General features: G+C 66.0%; 25 protein-coding genes. 12 read left to right on the top strand and 13 right to left on the bottom strand.

Annotated elements, in window-relative coordinates; genetic code table 11:
* Positions 1-62: 62 nt before the first annotated feature.
* On the bottom strand, positions 63-1,370 hold the full coding sequence (locus E2484_RS22665) for a hypothetical protein (protein WP_137287472.1): 1,308 nt from the start codon (positions 1,368-1,370) through the stop codon (positions 63-65).
* Positions 1,371-1,425: 55 nt separating this feature from the next.
* On the opposite strand from E2484_RS22665, the gene E2484_RS22660 reads away from it, so the two are divergent.
* Positions 1,426-1,608, top strand: coding sequence for a hypothetical protein (locus tag E2484_RS22660; RefSeq protein ID WP_137287471.1), 183 nt, complete (start codon positions 1,426-1,428; stop codon positions 1,606-1,608).
* Positions 1,609-1,627: 19 nt separating this feature from the next.
* Here E2484_RS22660 and E2484_RS22655 read toward each other — a convergent pair whose 3' ends face one another.
* From E2484_RS22655 to paaI, 3 genes are all read right to left on the bottom strand, one after another.
* Entirely contained in the window at positions 1,628-1,837 is a 210-nt protein-coding gene (locus tag E2484_RS22655) for a hypothetical protein (protein ID WP_137287470.1), read from the bottom strand.
* An 87-nt stretch (positions 1,838-1,924) separates the two neighbouring features.
* Entirely contained in the window at positions 1,925-3,262 is a 1,338-nt protein-coding gene (locus E2484_RS22650; RefSeq protein WP_137287469.1) for a PAS domain S-box protein, read from the bottom strand.
* Positions 3,263-3,406: 144 nt separating this feature from the next.
* Complete coding sequence (gene paaI, locus E2484_RS22645; protein ID WP_137287468.1) at positions 3,407-3,808, bottom strand: hydroxyphenylacetyl-CoA thioesterase PaaI; 402 nt, start codon at positions 3,806-3,808, stop codon at positions 3,407-3,409.
* Between the two features lie 498 nt (positions 3,809-4,306).
* Between paaI and E2484_RS22640 the strand changes: the two genes are divergently transcribed.
* The 3 genes from E2484_RS22640 to E2484_RS22630 all read left to right on the top strand — a co-directional run bounded on the left by E2484_RS22640 (position 4,307) and on the right by E2484_RS22630 (position 6,482).
* Positions 4,307-4,777 carry a MaoC/PaaZ C-terminal domain-containing protein gene (locus tag E2484_RS22640; protein ID WP_137287467.1) on the top strand — a complete coding sequence of 157 codons (471 nt, stop codon included), beginning with the start codon at positions 4,307-4,309 and terminating at the stop codon, positions 4,775-4,777.
* 61 nt (positions 4,778-4,838) lie between these two features.
* Complete coding sequence (locus E2484_RS22635) at positions 4,839-5,555, top strand: CPBP family intramembrane glutamic endopeptidase (protein WP_170977466.1); 717 nt, start codon at positions 4,839-4,841, stop codon at positions 5,553-5,555.
* A 45-nt stretch (positions 5,556-5,600) separates the two neighbouring features.
* The gene (locus E2484_RS22630; RefSeq protein ID WP_137287465.1) at positions 5,601-6,482 is read left to right on the top strand and encodes an amidohydrolase family protein; all 882 of its coding nucleotides are present in this window, start codon (positions 5,601-5,603) and stop codon (positions 6,480-6,482) included.
* A gap of 40 nt (positions 6,483-6,522) precedes the next feature.
* Here the strand turns inward: E2484_RS22630 and E2484_RS22625 are convergent, their stop codons facing one another.
* The gene (locus E2484_RS22625; RefSeq protein ID WP_137287464.1) at positions 6,523-6,894 is read right to left on the bottom strand and encodes a hypothetical protein; all 372 of its coding nucleotides are present in this window, start codon (positions 6,892-6,894) and stop codon (positions 6,523-6,525) included.
* A 50-nt stretch (positions 6,895-6,944) separates the two neighbouring features.
* Positions 6,945-7,709 (bottom strand): enoyl-CoA hydratase/isomerase family protein, encoded by a 765-nt coding sequence (locus tag E2484_RS22620; RefSeq protein WP_137287463.1) that lies wholly within the window; start codon positions 7,707-7,709, stop codon positions 6,945-6,947.
* An 82-nt stretch (positions 7,710-7,791) separates the two neighbouring features.
* Here E2484_RS22620 and E2484_RS22615 point away from each other — a divergent pair, with 82 nt between their 5' ends.
* Positions 7,792-8,181 carry a methylated-DNA--[protein]-cysteine S-methyltransferase gene (locus E2484_RS22615; RefSeq protein ID WP_137287462.1) on the top strand — a complete coding sequence of 130 codons (390 nt, stop codon included), beginning with the start codon at positions 7,792-7,794 and terminating at the stop codon, positions 8,179-8,181.
* 8 nt (positions 8,182-8,189) lie between these two features.
* On the opposite strand, the gene E2484_RS25860 is transcribed toward E2484_RS22615, so the two are convergent.
* The 6 genes from E2484_RS25860 to paaA form a co-directional block, all read right to left on the bottom strand.
* Complete coding sequence (locus E2484_RS25860; RefSeq protein ID WP_321112984.1) at positions 8,190-8,333, bottom strand: hypothetical protein; 144 nt, start codon at positions 8,331-8,333, stop codon at positions 8,190-8,192.
* A 382-nt stretch (positions 8,334-8,715) separates the two neighbouring features.
* A complete protein-coding gene (gene paaE, locus E2484_RS25295) occupies positions 8,716-8,883 on the bottom strand; it encodes a 1,2-phenylacetyl-CoA epoxidase subunit PaaE (protein ID WP_170977465.1) in 168 nt (55 codons plus the stop codon).
* Positions 8,884-8,885: 2 nt separating this feature from the next.
* The gene (gene paaD, locus E2484_RS22605) at positions 8,886-9,413 is read right to left on the bottom strand and encodes a 1,2-phenylacetyl-CoA epoxidase subunit PaaD (RefSeq protein ID WP_137287461.1); all 528 of its coding nucleotides are present in this window, start codon (positions 9,411-9,413) and stop codon (positions 8,886-8,888) included.
* A gap of 9 nt (positions 9,414-9,422) precedes the next feature.
* Entirely contained in the window at positions 9,423-10,262 is an 840-nt protein-coding gene (paaC, locus tag E2484_RS22600; RefSeq protein WP_137287460.1) for a 1,2-phenylacetyl-CoA epoxidase subunit PaaC, read from the bottom strand.
* The gene (paaB, locus tag E2484_RS22595) at positions 10,262-10,582 is read right to left on the bottom strand and encodes a 1,2-phenylacetyl-CoA epoxidase subunit PaaB (protein WP_137287459.1); all 321 of its coding nucleotides are present in this window, start codon (positions 10,580-10,582) and stop codon (positions 10,262-10,264) included. The genes paaC and paaB overlap by 1 nt, the downstream gene beginning before the upstream one ends.
* A gap of 2 nt (positions 10,583-10,584) precedes the next feature.
* Entirely contained in the window at positions 10,585-11,526 is a 942-nt protein-coding gene (paaA, locus tag E2484_RS22590) for a 1,2-phenylacetyl-CoA epoxidase subunit PaaA (protein ID WP_137287458.1), read from the bottom strand.
* A gap of 239 nt (positions 11,527-11,765) precedes the next feature.
* Between paaA and E2484_RS22585 the strand changes: the two genes are divergently transcribed.
* Together E2484_RS22585 and E2484_RS22580 are read left to right on the top strand one after the other, a co-directional pair.
* Positions 11,766-12,407, top strand: coding sequence for a helix-turn-helix domain-containing protein (locus tag E2484_RS22585; RefSeq protein WP_137287457.1), 642 nt, complete (start codon positions 11,766-11,768; stop codon positions 12,405-12,407).
* Positions 12,408-12,489: 82 nt separating this feature from the next.
* Positions 12,490-12,681, top strand: coding sequence for a hypothetical protein (locus tag E2484_RS22580; RefSeq protein WP_137287456.1), 192 nt, complete (start codon positions 12,490-12,492; stop codon positions 12,679-12,681).
* A gap of 75 nt (positions 12,682-12,756) precedes the next feature.
* Here the strand turns inward: E2484_RS22580 and E2484_RS22575 are convergent, their stop codons facing one another.
* Positions 12,757-13,143: a PaaI family thioesterase gene (locus E2484_RS22575; protein ID WP_137287455.1), complete on the bottom strand. Its 387-nt coding sequence runs from the start codon at positions 13,141-13,143 to the stop codon at positions 12,757-12,759.
* 163 nt (positions 13,144-13,306) lie between these two features.
* On the opposite strand from E2484_RS22575, the gene E2484_RS22570 reads away from it, so the two are divergent.
* The 5 genes from E2484_RS22570 to E2484_RS22550 all read left to right on the top strand — a co-directional run bounded on the left by E2484_RS22570 (position 13,307) and on the right by E2484_RS22550 (position 17,350).
* On the top strand, positions 13,307-14,194 hold the full coding sequence (locus E2484_RS22570; RefSeq protein WP_137287454.1) for an NOP5/NOP56 family protein: 888 nt from the start codon (positions 13,307-13,309) through the stop codon (positions 14,192-14,194).
* Positions 14,191-14,823, top strand: a complete 633-nt coding sequence (locus E2484_RS22565; RefSeq protein ID WP_137287453.1) for a fibrillarin-like rRNA/tRNA 2'-O-methyltransferase — start codon at positions 14,191-14,193, stop codon at positions 14,821-14,823. Before E2484_RS22570 ends, E2484_RS22565 begins: the two co-directional genes overlap by 4 nt.
* An 82-nt stretch (positions 14,824-14,905) precedes the next feature.
* A complete protein-coding gene (locus E2484_RS22560) occupies positions 14,906-15,988 on the top strand; it encodes a glutamate--cysteine ligase (RefSeq protein WP_137287452.1) in 1,083 nt (360 codons plus the stop codon).
* 257 nt (positions 15,989-16,245) lie between these two features.
* A complete protein-coding gene (locus tag E2484_RS22555) occupies positions 16,246-16,800 on the top strand; it encodes a helix-turn-helix domain-containing protein (protein WP_394347942.1) in 555 nt (184 codons plus the stop codon).
* Between the two features lie 61 nt (positions 16,801-16,861).
* A complete protein-coding gene (locus E2484_RS22550; RefSeq protein ID WP_137287451.1) occupies positions 16,862-17,350 on the top strand; it encodes a phosphopantetheine adenylyltransferase in 489 nt (162 codons plus the stop codon).
* The last annotated feature ends 25 nt before the right edge of the window (positions 17,351-17,375 follow it).

The raw sequence follows: 17,375 nt of genomic DNA, 5'->3' as shown, positions 1-17,375 counted from the left end.
CCTCTGTGAAACTGTGAGAAGGTCGGCCTGCCATCGCAGGGCGAACTACGGCGGGGCGGCGTCTACGCGACCGAGAAGGTGACGCGGTATCGGACCGTGGAACCGTCGTCGTTCTCCTGGCCACTGGCACCTCGCACGCCGAGCGACCCCTCGACCACGTACTCGCCGGGCGGGAGGTCGGCCGGGACCGCGTAGGTCTCGGCGACCGACTCGCCGGGCGCGACGGTCGAGACGAGCGCGACGTCGTTCACCAACTCGACTCTGCGGTCGTCGGTGCGAACGTGGTCGCTGTCGGCGTAGGCGTCGGTCCAGAGCAGACGGGTCGAAGCGGAAGCGTCGGAGTCGGTCGTCGGGCGACACCGGACGACGCCGAACGGCCGGGGTGCGCCGCTGGACAGTCGGAGTTCAGTCTCGGCGTCGTTGCGGAGCGCGAGGTGGAGTCGCCCGTTCCGGACCTCGGCCGCCACCGAGACCGGAACCGGGTCGCGCTTCTCGACGTAAGTCGTGTAGAAGGTGCCGTCGAGGTAGACGTACTGGTGGGACTGGAGGGTCTCGAGCAGGTCCGCGGGCGCGCGGTCGAACCCGTACGCGCCGCTGGCCCGACCCGCGCGCCCGAGGAGTTCGCGGGTCCGCTCGGAGGCCCCGTCGGCGTTCCAGACCGACCCGCCGACCGCCTCCGAGACCGGGACTTCGGTCGCCGAAATCTCGTACGGTGGGCCGGGGTCCGTGGCCTCCACCGAGAAGGAGACGACCTCGCCCTGGTATCGGACGGCGTCGTAGGTCTCGAAGAACGAGTCGAGCGACGGCCAGACGTAGCTCAACTCGATGCCTTCCCGGCGGGCGATTCGCAGGAGACCGCTGGTGACGTAGCCGTCGTGGGTGACGGCGCGTTCGTACGCGTCGTAGCTGGCGACTTCGCCCGCCACGTCGCTCTGCGGGACGGTTTCGGCGGTGACGCGATAGGTCGGGAAGGTGTTTTCGAGTCGGTAGTACGTCCCGTCGCGCTCCACGAACGGGGTCCCGCTGGCGAACTTGCGGAGCCACTGCGGCGGGTCGCGCGTCTCGTACCTCCCGCCGATGGCGGTGGTGACGACCTCTCGCTCGCGGTCGGTCAGGTCGGAGACGGCAGTGACTCCGCCGTCCGGGTCGTCGCCGAGGTCGTTGAGTCGGACGACGTAATCGAACGTCTCGACGCCCGCGACCGAGAGGGCCGCGTCGTCCGGGGAGTCGTCGGCGACCGCCATCCGAGTCGGGGCGGTGCCCGAGGCGGTCGCGTGGGTCGGTTCCGCGGAGGTGTCGGACGTACCGGCACAGCCAGCAGTCGCGGCTGCCGCGCCGGCCGCGAGGTGGAGGAACGGGCGGCGTTTCATACCGATGGATGACACTCGCGGTTCAAAAATATGCATGAATTGAAGTTGCTAGTCGGTGGGCGACGACGTTCACCAGGGAAGGACGACCCGACGCGCCGGACTCCTCGATAGCGAGGATTCGCTCCGAGGTCGGCGACCGGACAGCAGGGAGGACTCGACGAAGTGCGTGGGGTCGGTCTCGCTCGTGAGCGCGAGACGCAACCGAGACGGAACGCTGGCGATTGCGGTGTTCGCGTGAGTGCCCTGGAAACGACAGGTCAGGGCGACTGCGTTCCGATTCGAGGTTCGTACTGCCGCTCGTCGGTCGAACCCGTGAACCGGTCCACCACCTCGTGGAGGACGACGTACGCGAGCAGGACCGGAAGCACCGGCAGGAGCAAGAGGAGGTAGCTCGCGGCCATCACCTGTCCGACTCGTGCCATGACGAGTTCGGCCTTGGACTTACCGAGTACTGCTCTCCTGTCCATGGTATCACTCGTGTACGTTCGAACCGAGACCCGGAGCAGACAAATAAGTTACTGGTTCGGCTGTGGCGTCTCCGTCGGGAACTGGCGTCACCCGTCGGAACAGAGCGTGACGTTCGAGAACTCGAACCGCACCCCACCCGCGTCGCTCTCGGCCACCGTACACTCCCACTCGTACGTCTCGGCCAGTTCGCGGACGAACGTCAGTCCGACTCCCGTGCCGCCCGACGACTCCGCCGTCGTGTACCCCGCCTCGAACACCGTCTCGCGCTTTTCCGGCGGGATTCCCTCCCCGTCGTCGGCGACGTAGAAGCCGCCGTGAGTCGGGGTCGCTTCCCGACGAGCCTCGTCGTCACTTCGGCCGGCCGAGGTGCCGACGGACTCGTCCGTCGAGTCTCCATCCGCGTCGCTCGCGGAGTCGTTCGGGACGTCGCCGACCGTGATGGTAACGTCTGCACCCCCGTGTTCGACCGCGTTTTCGAGCAGGTTCTCGAAGAGGTGTCGGACGTACGTCTCGTTGGCACGCACCACGCGGTCGGTCGCCACCTCCAACGTCGCGTCGGGCGCTTCAACGTCCTCCCACGCCTCTCTGGCCGTGTCTGCGAGCGGAACGGGGGCCGATTCCCCGACCGCCTCGCGTCCGCGGGCGAGGACCAGCAGTACGTCTATCATCTCCTCGATTCGGTCGAACGCGTCCGTGACGTACTCGACCGCTTCCGGCGCGTCGTCCGCGGGGAGTTGCCGACCGTAGATCTGTCCGATGGTGACGGGGTTCCGGAGTTCGTGGGCCAGCATGCTGGCGAAACTCTCGAGTCGCTCGTTCTGCCGCTCGAGACGACGTTCGCGCTCTTTCCGGTCGGTCACGTCGCGGACGACGCCCACGCGCTCGTCCTCGTCGTCGCCCTGAATGAGTGCAAAGCTCGCTTCGGTCTCTATCGTCTCGCCGTCGGTCGTCTCCATCGTCGCTTCGAGAGTCTTCGACTCGCGGTCCTCGGTGCGGAGGTCGCTGTACAGTTGTTCGGCGGCGTCCATCACTTCCTCGCTGACGAGGAACGAGGAGTCGCGCCCGACGAGTTCGTCGGGTGAGTAACCGAGCATCTCCGCGTAGGTCTCGTTGACGAGCGTGAATCGGTTCTCCTCGTCCTTGACGTAGATGCCGTCGTTGATGGTCTCGACGACGGCCTCGTATCGCGCGAGGTCCCGGTCTCGGTCTCCCCGGTCGACGGCCCACCAGACGCGGACGTCGTCTCCGACCACCTTGGTTTCGACGTCGCCGCGCTCTACGAGTTCGTCGAGTCTGTCGCGGGCCGTCTGGCGGTCAGAGCCGAGTTCCTCGGCAACCTCACTCGCCGTTACGGGTTCGTCCGCCGCTCCTCCGGTTTCGAGAGCAGTGAGCGTTTCGGCGAGCGTAGTTCCAGAAGGAGCCATTGAAAGATTCGTTCGGAACCGGCCCACATAGAATTTCCGTTGGAAGAGCGAAAGTTCCCAGGCCGACCCTCGGCGACGCTCGCTGGATCCGTTTGCGCGGCTACCCTCGCCGGGTCACTTCCCGGGGGTCACCTTTCCGGGGAGTCACTTTCCGGGGAGGTACACCCGGCCGCGGAAGGTGGCGATTTCGTCGCCGCGCTCGTCGGTGACGGTGACGCGGTACGAGGCGGTCCGACCGCGCTGGTGGACGCGCCCGGCCGTCGCGGTCAGCGTCTCGCCGACTTCGACCGCCTCGAAGTACGAGATGTTGGTCTCCATCGCCAGCGCGGTGTCGCCCTCGCTGTTCGACGCGGCCGCGAACGCGGCGTCCGCCAGCGAGTAGATTGCTCCGCCGTGGGGCGTCCCGTGGAAGTTCAGCAGGTCGTCGGTGACCGTCAACTCGGTCGTCGCGGTGGCGGGTCCGAGGTCGGCGAGTTCGACGCCCAGTTTCTCGCAGAACGGGTCGGACGCGATTCGCTCGCGGCGGTCTTCGGGGATTTCTGTCATGACGGCAGTTGGCGCGAAGAATACTTATATTTTGGTTTCAGGTATCAAAATAGTTCTAAGAGCATTGATTTTCTATATCTAGAACGTCGATAGCTGGATTCGTGCCGAGGGGAACTCCGGCCGGGAGCGCGCTGGTGAGGTACTACTGGGCGGTTCCGAGCATTCATCCGGCGCGCGCTGGCGCGTCCTCGTGGTGTGAGGCCGCACCTTTGCGCGCGAGGTCGTCGGAAACGAACGTGACCGACCGCTCGGAAGTCGTTGCGCGCGCAGCGAAGCGAGCAGGACCGTCTTCCGGTGGACGAGTAGCGCAGCGGAGCGAGCAACGCAGGAGGCTGGAGAGGTGTGAGGCTGTCGCGGTGCGGGGCTGTGCGGTGACTCCTTGGAGTCGGGAGTAGCTAGCTCCTTACTCCGTCCAGATGGACGTCTCGATTCCATCGCCTTTTCTCCCATCACCGCAGATACCATAGAATTTTATCGTCACCGAGCGAATCTCGACGTATGCCCTACAGTTACACGCCACACCACTTCGAGGACTTCGAGGAGGGCCAGACCTTCGAGAGCGTCGGCCGGACCGTCACGGAGTACGACTTCGTGATGCACTCGGCGTTCGCGGGCGACTGGACCGAACTCCACACCAACAAGGAGTACGCCGAAGAGGAGTACTTCGGCGAGCGCGTGGCCCACGGGCCGATGACGTTCGTGCTGGCGACGGGGTTCGTCTACCGCACCGGGATTCTGGAGCGGACGGTGCTGGCGTTCCTCGGGATGAACTACATGGACATCCCGAATCCGGTCCACATGGACGACACCATCTCGCTCGACATGGAAGTCGTGGAGACCAAGGACATCTCGAGTCGGGACGACGCCGGGTTGGTCGTCATCGACACCACGATGACGAATCAGGAGGACACCGTCGTCTTCGAGGGCGACATGAAGTTCCTCATCAAGAAGGAAGCGACGGACGAGTAGTCGGACTTCGCGCTGGAGACGAGTGGGAATATTCTTACAAGAGATGTGTCATCATCCGGTTATGAGCCACTCGACCAGACAGTGGGACGGGAGTATCGGCGAGACCGCGCTCGAAGACCGGTCGCTGGTCGCGGTGGGGGCCGCCGCCGCGGCGATGCCGGTCGTCGTCGTGGCGTTCGCGGTCGTCGGCGGACTCACCGGCACCGGACCGAACGAGTTCGACGTGCCGACGGTGTTTCTGGTCTACGGTCTCGCCAACCTCGCTGTCGTCGCCAGCACGTACGCGGTCCTCTCGCCCGCCGAGCGACGGGCGGCGTTTCCGTTCCGACGACCGACGGCGCGAGAACTTCTCGCCGTCGTCGCGGCGTTCGTCGTCGGTCTCGGCGTCTTTCCGGTCACGACCACCGTCACCTCGGCGTTCGGCTACGAGGTCGGCGATTTCTCCTACTCGCTGGCGGACCCCGCGACCCTCGCGATGGTCGTCGTCGGACCGGTCCTGCTGGGTCCGTGGGTCGAGGAGATGCTGTATCGGGGGCTCCTGCTGGGCGGTCTGCTCGCCCGCGGGTGGTCGCCGCTCGCGGCGGCCGCAGGGACGATACTCGTCTTCGGTGCGGTTCACGTCCCCTTCTTCGGCGTGGCGGGCGGGGTCTTCGTCACGGTCTGGAGCGTCCTCCCGACCGCGCTCCGACTCCGGTACGGCGACCTCACCGGTCCGAGTCTGTTGCACGTCGTGAACAACGCCTTCTCGTATCTAATCGTGGTCGCACTCGGACCGTAATTTCGAACCGGCGACGTTTTTTCGGGGGACCTCGAACACCTTCCCATGCCCAAACTCGACGTAGTGGCCGACCACCCCGACGAGAACCCCATCGTCGACACCCACTGCCACCAACCGACCGAGGAGTTCCTCCACGACGCCGGCGGTCTGATGATGGAGGACGCCGCGAACAAGTTCGGCACCTCCATCGAGACCGACACCTACGACTCGCTCATCGAGGAGTACCACGAGGTCGGCATCGGCACGACCGTCCTGCTGGGGTGGGACGCCGAGACCAACACCGGCAACCCGCCCGTCCCCAACGACTACGTGGCGGAGGTCCGCGACGAGTACGACGACTTCTTCGTCGGGTTCGCCAGCGTGGACCCCCTGAAGGACGACTGCGTGCAGGAGGCCGAGCGCGCGGTGAAGGACCTCGACCTCTCGGGGTTCAAGTTCCAGCAGATCGCACAGGGGTTCGACCCGAGCGACCCCGAACACGACGAACTCTGGGCGACCATCGAAGACCTCGGCGTTCCGGTCGTCTTCCACGGCGGCAACTCCACCCTCGGCGCGGGCGCGCCGGGCGGCCGGGGCCTCAAAATCAAGCACGGCAATCCGATGCTGATAGATGACGTGGCGGCCGAGCATCCCGACCTCCAGATTCTCATCGCGCACCCCGCCTTCCCGTGGGAGAAAGAGCAACTCGCCATCTGCCAGCAGAAGGGCAACGTCTACATGGACCTCTCGGGATGGATGCCCCGGTACATCGACGACCAGGTGCTCCACTACGCCAAGAGCCTGCTGAAGGACAAAGTGATGTTCGGCACCGACTACCCGATGATAGAGCCAGCGCCGTGGCTGGACCAGTTCGCGGAACTCGACTTCCCCGAGGAGGTCCAGCGCAAAATTCTGTGGGAGAACGCCGAGGAGCTCCTCGGCCTCTGATTCGGCACGGAGGTGCCGAACCCGGTGGTCGAACCGTTCTCTACTCGCTCTCGTCGGTGACGACGGTCGTCTCGTCGCTTCTCGCGTGGCGAATCTCGACCTCGTGACGGGTGTGTCGCGCGTGGGTCTCGGCCCAGCGTGTCGCGGCGTCGCTGGCGAGTCGCTCGGCCGTCTCCGGGCAGTTTCGACACGCCGCTCGCCAGGTCCGAACGTCGTCCGGGAAGTGGCCGGTGTGGCGCTTGTGGTCGAGTGCGAACTGTTCGATAGCGTGGTTGCCGACGCCCAGTTCGTCGAACTCCTTCGAGAGGTCCCAGTGCTGGTCGCACCGCTGGCAGGTGATAGTCGGTGCGTCGAAGTCGTCGTCGGTCGGGTCGCCGCCGGTCGGGTCCCAATCGTCGTTTGGGTCGGACACGTCGGTCGGTAGTCCGCCCGGCACCTTGAGTGTTCGACCTCCCGCCGCGGTCACTCGAACTCGGGGTCTCGGCCTTCGAGGAACGCAGCGACGCCCTCCTCGTGCTCGGACGTGGCGTAGGCTTGCGACTGGACGACGTTCTCGTAGTCCAGCGCCTCCTGCCAGCCTCTGCCCATGTTCTCGTGGATGGCGCGCTTGGCGAGACCGATGGTCTTCGTCGGGCGCTTCCGGAGCGTGTCGAGCAGGTCATCGACCGCGGCGTCGAGTTCGTCCTCGGGGACGACTTCGTTGACCAGTCCCATCTCGGCGGCCTCGTCGGCCCCGAAGAACTCCCCGGTGAAGGCGAGTCGCTTGGCGGTCCGAAGCCCCACGATGCGGGGCAGGAGGAAGCTACCGCCCGTGTCGGGAATAAGTCCCACGCGAACGAACGCGCAACTGAAGGTCGCGGACTCGGCGGCGTACGCGAAGTCGCTGACCGCAGTGACCGCCAACCCCGCGCCCACGGCGTCGCCGTGGACCTTGGCGACGATAGGGACGTTGGCCGAGAGGGCCTCCTCCACGAGCCGGCCGAAGGTCTCGGTGACGCGCTCGTAGGCCTCGTCGGGCGACTCCTCGCGCTCGGCCATCGACTGAACGTCCCCACCCGCGCTGAAGGCCGGTCCTTCGCCCGTCAAGACGATTGCGTCGTGGTCGTCGGGGTCGGCCTCGGCGAAGGCCTCGGCCAACTCCTCGGCGATTTCGGGCGTGAACGCGTTCATGACCTCGGGGCGGTCGAACGTGACGGTTCGGATACCTTCGTCGTCGGAGATGTCCATGTTCCACCCTCCTGCGCCACCACGATAAGGATACCTCACTCCGACCGAAACTCCGAAGACCTCGCCACCCCTCGTCCGACCGATGAACGTCGAACTCTTCGGTCGAACCGTCGGACTCGACGCCACTTACGTCACGGCCTCGGAGTCCGACCTCCGTGAACAGATCGCCGAGTACGCCGCGGGCCAGCGCCGGACCTTCGACCTCTCGGTCCACCCGCCCGATGGCTTCGCGGGTGACGTGATGGCCGAGATGCAGGCGATTCCGTACGGCGAGACCCGGACCTACGGCGACCTCGCCGAGGCGCTGGACACCGCGGCGGTCGCGGTGGGACAGGCCTGCGGGAAGAACCCGGTTCCGGTGGTCGTGCCCTGCCATCGCGTCGTCGGGACCGACTCGCTGGGCGGTTACTCGGCGGGCGACGGAGTCGCGCTCAAGCGGCGACTGCTCGAACTCGAACGTCGAGAACGGTAGCCCGGCGATTAGTCGGCGACGACTCGCCGGACGTGTCCCGTCACGCCCGACTGGAGTTCGCCTTTCACGCCTTGCGGACTGTCCCCCTCGTCCACGATGGCTCGGATTTCTCCCCGGAGTGGCTCGGATTTCTCCCCGGAGTGGCTCGGCACCTGGAGCGTTTTCGGCGTTCGACCGCTCGATTTCGCCGGTCATGCCCCGCCGTAGTTCCTCTCGTGAAGGACGGCTCTCTGACATACGCCAAACTGGGGGTGATTCGAGCAAGCAGATGACGGCCCCGATTACCGATAATTTCTCGATCTACGGCCATAACTACTAAACGGATACTACCAAATGAGTAAACTGCGGTTGCGTCCGGTTGCGCCGCGACTCTGGTCCACGACCGAGCCGCCCGACACCCGCCTGTCATCCGACACCCGCGTTCCTGCCATCCAACGCGGTTCCGGTGCCATCGAGTTCCTAGCCCCCATTTTCGACACCCTTCGACGGACGTCGTGTCGCCTGCGAGAGGCTAAAAACCATGTGACATATCGGCTACTCGAACTTCTCGAACGGCTGTTCGCAGTCGTTACAGTAGTGCATCGACCGGCAGAGCGACGGTCCCTTCGGATGCTCTCGCTCGGTGTCGGTCGAACCGCAGTAGGGGCACTCGGCCCCGGTGTCGTCGCCCGAAGTCTCGACGCTGGGGTCTGGTCGTCGCATGGTCAGACGCTCAGTCCGAACTCGCTGAGGTCTTCTCTGCCCTGTTCGGTCACCATCTCGATGGACCACTCGGGACTCCAGACGAGTCGCAGGTCCACCGACTCGACGTCCTCGACGCCCGCGACGGCGCGCTTCACTTCGTCGGTCAGCATGTCCCGCGCCGGGCACCCCGAGTAGGTCAGGGTCATCAGTACCTCTGCGTGGACGCCCTCGTCCACACGCTCGGTCAGTTCGACACCGTAGATGAGTCCGAGGTCCACGATGGAGACCGGCATCTCGGGGTCCTCGATGTCGTAGAGGGCGTCCCACACGTCGGCTTCGATGCCCTCCGCGTCCTCGCCGGTCGCGGGCATGTCCTCGACCTCCTCGCCCTCGACGTACTCGGTGTACGCGCAGAGCGCGGGGTCCCCGCAGTCGTCGCCGAGACCGGGGACGCCGCCGGTTCCCGGAATCTCGTCTGGCGACAGCTCCTCGGGGTCTCTCTCCCGGAGGTCCGGAATCTCGGGGTCGTAGGGCAGGTCACTCGACATAGGGGTGACTCACTCCACCTCGTCGGGGTCTTTCATGATGCGAGTCGCCTCGGTGCGGTCGAGTTCGCGGTAGGTCCGGGTGAACTCGTCCCAGAGGTCGTCCCAGTCGTCGGTGTGGGACTCGTCGCGGCCGACGTCGTCGGGGAGGTCGGCGTCCTCGTCGACGTCGAGACCGAGGTCTTCGAGGTACGGAACCACGGTGTCCAGCCACTCCTCTCGCATGTCGGCCAGCGACTCCGTGCGCAGGCCCAGGTCGTCGATTCGCGCCTCGACTTCCTCGTCGGCGGGCGCGAACAGTGTGAGAGCGTAGGGGAACAGTCGGTCGAGCGCGCTTTGGACGCGCTCGCGGCTCTGGTCGTCTTCGGTGAGTCGTTCGATCCAGTTCTCGGCGTGTTCGCGGTGGTAGTCCTCCTCGCCCTGAATCTTGCCGACGCGGTCGCGGATCCGGGCGTACGACGAGTCCACGAGCGCTTCGAGGCGAATCTCCTCGGCCACGTCGTAGAGGTACGACCGCAGGATGGGGTCGGCCCAGTCGCCCTCATCGAAGGGGCGTTCGGTCAGGGTGCTGTGGTGCCACTCGTCGGCGGGTCGCTCCCAGACGAGGTCGGGTTCGTCCGGCCCGAAGTCCTGAAGCAGGTCGTACCAGAGGCGGGCGTGGCCCAGTTCGTCCTGGGCGATGTTGGCCAGCGCGAGGTCGGATTCGAGCGTCGGCGCGCGGACCTGCCACTCGGTGTATCGCTCGGCGAGGACGAACTCGTCGTCGGCGAGTCGAAAGAGTAGGGTCTCTACGGCCTCGCGCTCTTGCTCGGAGAGGTCGTCGGGGCCGGGCAGTTGCTCGGCGGTCGTCATCAGTCGTCACCTCGCTGGCGCTCGGCCTCGGCCTGGACCTGTTCGCTCTCGGACTCGGCGACCTCCTCGGCCGCGGCCTCGAAACTGTACGACTGTGCCCACCGGTAGGACTTGTCGGTCGTGCCGCCGAACTTCGCGTCCTCGGTGTCCACTTCGCCGATTTCCTTCTGGGGGGCGACCCAGAGGCTGTTCGTCGGTTTGCGCCGCCCGTGCTGGATCTCGGCGAACAGCAGCGCCATCTCGCGGTCTGGTGCGTGGACGTTTCCGCAGTGAGTGTGATACTCGCCCGCCTGCTCCTGTCGGAACACTTCCCAAATCATGGTTAGTCGGCCGCCTGCGGGGTCTGCCCCGCGCTTTTAGCTTCCCAGTCGTCCATGCTGTTTCGCACCCACTCGACGGCCTCCTGGGTACGACGCCGCTTGCCGATTTGCTCGTGGCTGCCCGGCGAGTCGTTCTTGGCGATGGTGAAGAACTCGTCCCAGTCGAGGTCGTCTTCCACGACTTCGTAGGTGCCGTCACTGTTCTCCCGGATGCGGGGTTCGTCGGGAATCTCCAGCCCGTACTTCTTCGCTTTCGGGACGTAGGCGTTGAGGAAGGCGTTCCGGAGTTCGTCGTTGGTCATCGTCTTCAGTCCCACGTCGGCCGAGAAGTCGTGGTGGGTGGACTTGTCGTTGGTCGGGCCGAAGAACTGGATGATGCGGGGCCACCACTCCTCGAAGGCCTCTTGGGTCAGCTCCTGTTCCTTCTTCGAACCGGTCATGAGTTCGTATAGGATGGCCTCGCCGTGCTTGACGTGGAAGCCCTCCTCGAAGCACACCTTGTCCATCGCGTGGGCGTAGGGTTCCCAACTCGACTGCTTGAGGGTGGCCTGTCGGCGCATCGCCGCCCCGTCCACGAAGAACGCGATCATGGGCGTCTCGACCCACGACTCCATCGGGTAGTGGAAGCAGTTGAGGAACTTGCCCTCGCCGTTCGCCAGTTCGTCGAGCATCTCGTCGCGGGTCTTGATGCCGAGCGACTCGGCCGCCCGGTAGAGCAACTGGCCGTGGCCGATTTCGTCCTGCACCTTCGCCGAGAACGCCAGCTTTCGGTCGAGGCTGGGGGCCTCGCGGATGAAGGGTCGTTCGAGGTACGCCCCCATTATCTCGCTGTTCGCGTGGAACTGAATCATCCGAGTCGCCGCCTTCCGGTACTTCTCCGGAAGGTCGTCTTTCGGACTGAACTCACGCGGTCCGGCGCGCTGTTTTACCTGTTCGATGTCCATATACTGGTAACTAGTCGCCGACCACTAAACCGATTAACCCGTCCATGAGCGGGGTTTAAATACTGCGCCCGGCGAGTTTCCAGCATGAACGACGGGCCGAAATCCGCCAACCGACGCTCGGCCGACTATCCAGCGCGCGCAGAACTGCGCGCGCTGGATATTCCGCGTCAGCGACCGCGAGCGCGCGGAGGCTCTCACGGCTTCCACCCAAAAGCCGACTCGAAAGGGAGAACCGATCCATGATAGACGAGTGCCTCGTAGTCGAGTTCAGCGTCACGGGCGACGACTGCCCGCTCGCGGACGCCTCCCGCGCAACGGGAACCACCATCGACTCCCGGCCGCCGCAACTCCGCCACGACGACTACGCACTCCTTCGATTCTCGACGGACGACGGGGCCGACGACCTCGCCGCTGTCCTCGACGCCGACGACCGGATTCGCTACCTCCACGCCTCTCGGACCGACAGCAAGACCAACTTCCGATGCCTCTCGAAGCACCCCTGCGCCGTCCACGAGCTGACCGACGCGGGATTCATGGCCGAGACCCTCCAGTACCGAGAGGGAACCGAACGCTACACCGGCGCGGTCGTGGGTCACGACGTGCTTCAGGGCGTCCTCGCCGCGGCCGCCGAGACGGTCGGAGTATCGCTGGAGCGCGTCTTCCCCCTCGGCGAGGAAGACGACGAGGCGGTCGCCCAGCGGTGGGACGTGACGCCCGCCCAAGAGGTCGCGCTCCGGACTGCGCTGGAAATGGGCTACTTCGAGGTACCCCGCCGGACCACCGCCGAGGAGGTGGCCGACGAACTCGGAATCAGCAAGTCGGCGTTCCTGGAGCGCCTGCACCGCGGGCAGGCGACCCTGTTCGCGCAGGTGTTCGCGTGAACTGCTGGCCGGGAGCGACCGAGACCGACGGCGGCCGCGCCGAACCGCATCGAATTTGTAAGTTAGCAGAAAATTACGAACGATGGCCGACCCCGAGATCGCGCAGACGCTGACGCACATCCATCGCACGCTCGAACTCGTCGCCTTTCTGCTGGGCGTCCTCGTCGCACAAAACGGCGGAAGTCTCGGCATCGTCATCGGCGGCGGTGCGGCGCTGCTGTTGACGTTGAACGCGTTCCGGCGCGGGACCGTGGCGAACAGAAACCGTGCTTGAAGAATTGTATATCTATGCTTGAGAACTGGGATGAATGTGGAAAGAAATGAAGAGCTATCTGAACGCGCGTCGGAACTATCCGGTCTTGTACACACCGCGCGCGTCGGCGACCTGCGCGTCGTCGTCCACGGCGTAGACTTCCACGTCCACCACGCCCACGTCGCTTCCACAGCGCACCACGTCGGCCTCTGCCCGCAGGTCGCCGGTCCCGGCTTCGAGGTAGTCGATGCGCATGTCGATGGTCGGGACCGGCTGGTCCACCAGCGAGACCAGCGCCGCGCCGCCCACGGTGTCCGCGAGCGTGAACGTGACGCCGCCGTGAGCCATCATGTGGTCGGCGTTCCACGACAGTTCCTCGCGCATCTCCAGTCGGCCTTCGGCGTGGCCGTCCTCGACTTCGGTCACTTCGACCCCGAGCAGGTCGGCGAACGGCATCTCCTCGAAGAAGCTCTCTACGTCCATACGGGCGATTTGTGGCGGGGAACGGCTTAAGGATACTTCTTCCGCGACCCCTTTCAGTCCACTCAGACGACGGTAGTTGGTCGGCCTGCTGTGCAGGTGATTCGCCAACCGACCGCGACCCGAGTAACGTAGGTTTAAACGCGAAGGCGCGCAACCCTCGGGCATGACCGACGACGGAACCCACACCGACGCCGAGCGCGCCGGGTGGTTCGAGGGCGTCGCTCCCGACGACGTCGAGGCGGGCGCGGCCGCCATTCGGGACGGACGGGCCGACGCGCCCGACGACTGGCCCGGGCGAGCGGTCGAAGCGGGGTTCGCCGACGACGAGAACGACTACTACGCGAGACTCCACGACGCGGCCGTGCGGGCGGCCCGCGAGGGCGCGGCCGAGCGCGAGCGCGCCGACGACCAGCAACTCGTCCACGCGGTCCGAGCGATGGACGACGCCGCGGCCGAGGCCAACGAACTCGCCGAGCGCGTCGCCGAGTGGGCCGGAAGCCGGTATCCCGACGCGGGAACCGGAGTAGAGTACGCCCGCGAATTGGCGGACCGAGACCCGGAGTCGCCCGTGGACGAGCGACTGATTTCGCTGGCGCGCCGGTCCGCCGACCTCGCCGACGAGAGCGACGCGCTCCGGGCGTTTCTCGAACGCGAGACGCCCGAAGTCGCGCCGAATCTCTCAGCGCTGGCCGGGCCGGTTCTCGCGGCGCGCCTCGTCTCGCTCGCCGGAGGTCTCGAACCGCTCGCCAAGAAGCCCTCCGGGACCGTACAGGTCCTCGGCGCGGAGGACTCGCTGTTCGCCCACCTCAGGGGCCACGCTCCCTCGCCCAAGCACGGCGTCATCTTCACTCACGAGTACGTCCGCGGCACCCGGCCCGAGAAGCGCGGGTCGGCCGCCCGGACGCTCGCCGGGAAGTTGGCCATCGCCGCGCGCGTCGATTACTACTCCGGGGAGCGCAAGCAGGAGTTGGACGAGGAGTTGGAGCGCCGGATGGACCAGATTCGGGGACGGGACGATGCTGGAGACGAGCAGGCGGGAGGTGAAGCGTGACCGACCTCCCCGAGGGCGTCGAACGACGCACCTTCGACGGCCAGCGCCGACTGGCGACCCGCGGCGAACCGGTCTACGGCGAACCCACCGACGAGGGGTGGCGACTCTGGGACGCCGGGCGGTCGAAACTCGCCGCGATGGTCGAGTCCGGACTGGACGTGGGTCTCGACGGCGGCGAGACCGTCCTCTACCTCGGCGCGGCCAGCGGCACGACCGCCAGCCACGTCGCCGACTTCGTCGGGCCGACCTACGCCGTCGAGTTCGCACCCCGGCCCGTCCGGGACCTCGTGGGAGTCGCCGAGGGCCGCCGGAACCTCGTTCCCCTGCTGAAAGACGCCCGCAAGCCCGCGTCCTACGCCCACGTCGTGGAGGCCGACGTGGACGCCATCGTGCAGGACGTGGCCACCCGTGGTCAGGCACGCGTGGCGGTCGAGAACCGCCGATTCCTCCGAGACGACGGCCGCCTGCTCGCGGCCATCAAGGCCCGGAGCGAGGACGTGACCCGCGACCCCGAGGACGTGTTCGAGGACGCCCTCGACGACCTCCGAGAGAGCTACGAGGTGCTGGCGACCGAGCGCCTCGAACCGTACCACGACGACCACCTCGGCGTGGTCGCTCGGCCGAAGTGAGGTGAGGCCCCGGCGCGAATCCTCTCGCGCGGTTCTGCCGTCTTCGGAACTATTTATACGTCGGATTGCGAAATTCCGGGAAATGGACTCGGGTTCGGCTGAGAGTTTCGCGGAGATGGGCACGCTGGGCATCGAGGAGGAGTTCTTCGTGGTCGATAGCCGGGGGGTTCCGACCGCGGGAACCGACGAACTCGTCTACGATACCGAACCGCCCGAGATACTCGACGGGCGACTCGACCACGAACTGTTCAAGTGCGTCATCGAGACTCAGACGCCGAAGATCGAGCGCCTCGCGGACGCCCGCGAGAACCTGCTGGCGGTCCGAAACGCGCTGGTCGAACACGCCGAGGCCGGCGGCTTTCGAATCGCGGCGGCGGGCCTGCACCCGGCCGCACTCTGGCGCGAACTCGAACACGCCGAGAAGCCCCGGTATCGGAACCAGTTGAATCGAATCCAGTATCCGCAGCACCGAAACACCACCACAGGACTCCACGTCCACGTCGGCGTGGACGACGCCGACAAGGCGGTCTGGGTCGCCAACGAGATTCGGTGGTACCTCCCCGTGATGCTCGCGCTGTCGGCCAACTCGCCGTACTGGAACGGCTTCGACACCGGTCTCCACTCGGCGCGGGCAAAGATATTCGAGGCGCTTCCGAACACCGGGATGCCGACCTGCTTCGACTCCTACGACGACTTCGCCGCGTTCGAGGAGACGATGTTGCGGAGCGACTCCATCGCCGACCGCGGCGAACTCTGGTACGACGTGCGACCGCACACCGGTCTCGGCACTGTCGAAGTCCGGACGCCCGACGGACAGGCCGACCCCGAGCGCGTGATGGCGTTCGTGGAGTACACTCACGCGCTCGTCGAAGACCTCGCGGCGAGATACGAGGACGGCGAGTCGGGCTATCGTCATCGCCGGGAACTCTTGGACGAGAACAAGTGGCGGGCGATGCGGTACGGCCACGACGCCGCCTTCGTCCGGCGGGACCGCGAGGGAGAAATCGGACTCGGCGATGTCGTAGACCGGGAGTGCGACCGACTGGGCGTCTCGGGTATCCGGGACATCTACGACGGCGAAAGTGGGGCGACCCGCCAGCGCCGGATTCGGGACGAGGAGGGCGTCGAAGCCCTCTACGAGTCGCTGGTTCTGCGCGAGCAGTAGGCGTTCGAGTCCGAGCACCGGAGCGTCACTACCCGTAGGCAAGGTTTTTACTCGCTCACGGCTTTTGTCCTCGTAGAGAGGACATGTCCGGGGAAAACACAGACGAGAACGACGACGTGGACGTCGAAGACGACACCGTCGAGGAGACGGAGATAGAGGACGTGGACGACGACGTGACGGTCGAGGAGGAACTCGAAGTCGACGAGGAGGGCGACCTCACCGAAGAGGTGAACGTGGAGGTGGCGGGCGAAGAGCAGGTGTCGGTCGAACAGGACGTGCCGGTCGAGACCGACCAGGACCGCATCTCGAAGGGCCGTGAGCGCCTCGAAGAGGAGGCCGACCGGGCCGTCGACCAGTTCGACCAGGGCATCGTGGACCTGCTCTCGTGGGTCCTCGACACCGAGACGCGGGCGCGAATCTACGTCTATCTCCGCCAACAGCCCTACAGCACCAGCGAGGAGATCGCGGAAGGGACCGGTCTCTACCCCTCGACGGTCCGGGAGTCGCTCGCGGAACTCCACGAAGAAGAGAAGGTCGAGCGCCGCAAGCGCGAGAGCGAGGGCGCTGGCAACAACCCATACGAGTACACCGCCATCGCTCCGAGCGACCTCGTGGGTGGCATCGTCGGCCAGATTCAGGACGAACTCAACACGGTGTTCAACCTGGACGACCACCTCGAACCCGAGGACCGGTCGGAGACGGGCGAGACCAGCGAACCGGTCAGCATCCGCGTCGAGGATGAAGAAGACGGGTCCGGAAGCGACGACGAGTCCGGACTCGGCGACGCGTCCGGAAGCGACGACGAGACGTAAAATTCGAGTCGCCGGGCGCTATTCCGAAGGCACTAAGCCGCGGGGTACCCTTCGCGGGGGTATGAGGGTTGCCCTGGGCGGGACCTTCGACCCGGTCCACGACGGCCACCGCGCGCTGTTCGAGCGCGCCTTCGAACTCGGCGACGTGACGGTCGGTCTGACCAGCGACGAACTCGCGCCGAAGACGCGCCACGAGGACCGGTACGTCCGCCCGTTCGACGAGCGCAAGGCCGACTTGGAGGCCGTGCTGTCGGAGTTCGCCGACGAGTACGACCGCGAGTTCGAGGTCCGAGAGTTGACCGAACCGACCGGTATCGCCACCGAACCGCAGTTCGACGCCCTGGTCGTCTCCCCGGAGACCACCGACGGTGCCGAGCGCATCAACGAGATTCGAGGCGAACGCGGCCACGACCCCCTCGACGTGGAAGTCGTCCCTCACATCCACGCCGAGGACGGCGACATCATCTCCAGCACGCGCATCGTCAAGGGCGAAATCGACGAGCACGGCAATCTGACTCCCGAGCGCGAGGGCCGGGACGCCGAGCGCTGATACGTTCTCGATTGCTGGTTTTCAC

This window comes from Halorussus salinisoli, assembly GCA_005239435.1.
In the GTDB taxonomy this organism is placed as follows: Archaea; Halobacteriota; Halobacteria; order Halobacteriales; family Haladaptataceae; genus Halorussus; species Halorussus salinisoli.
This window is presented reverse-complemented; position numbering and strand designations above follow the sequence as displayed.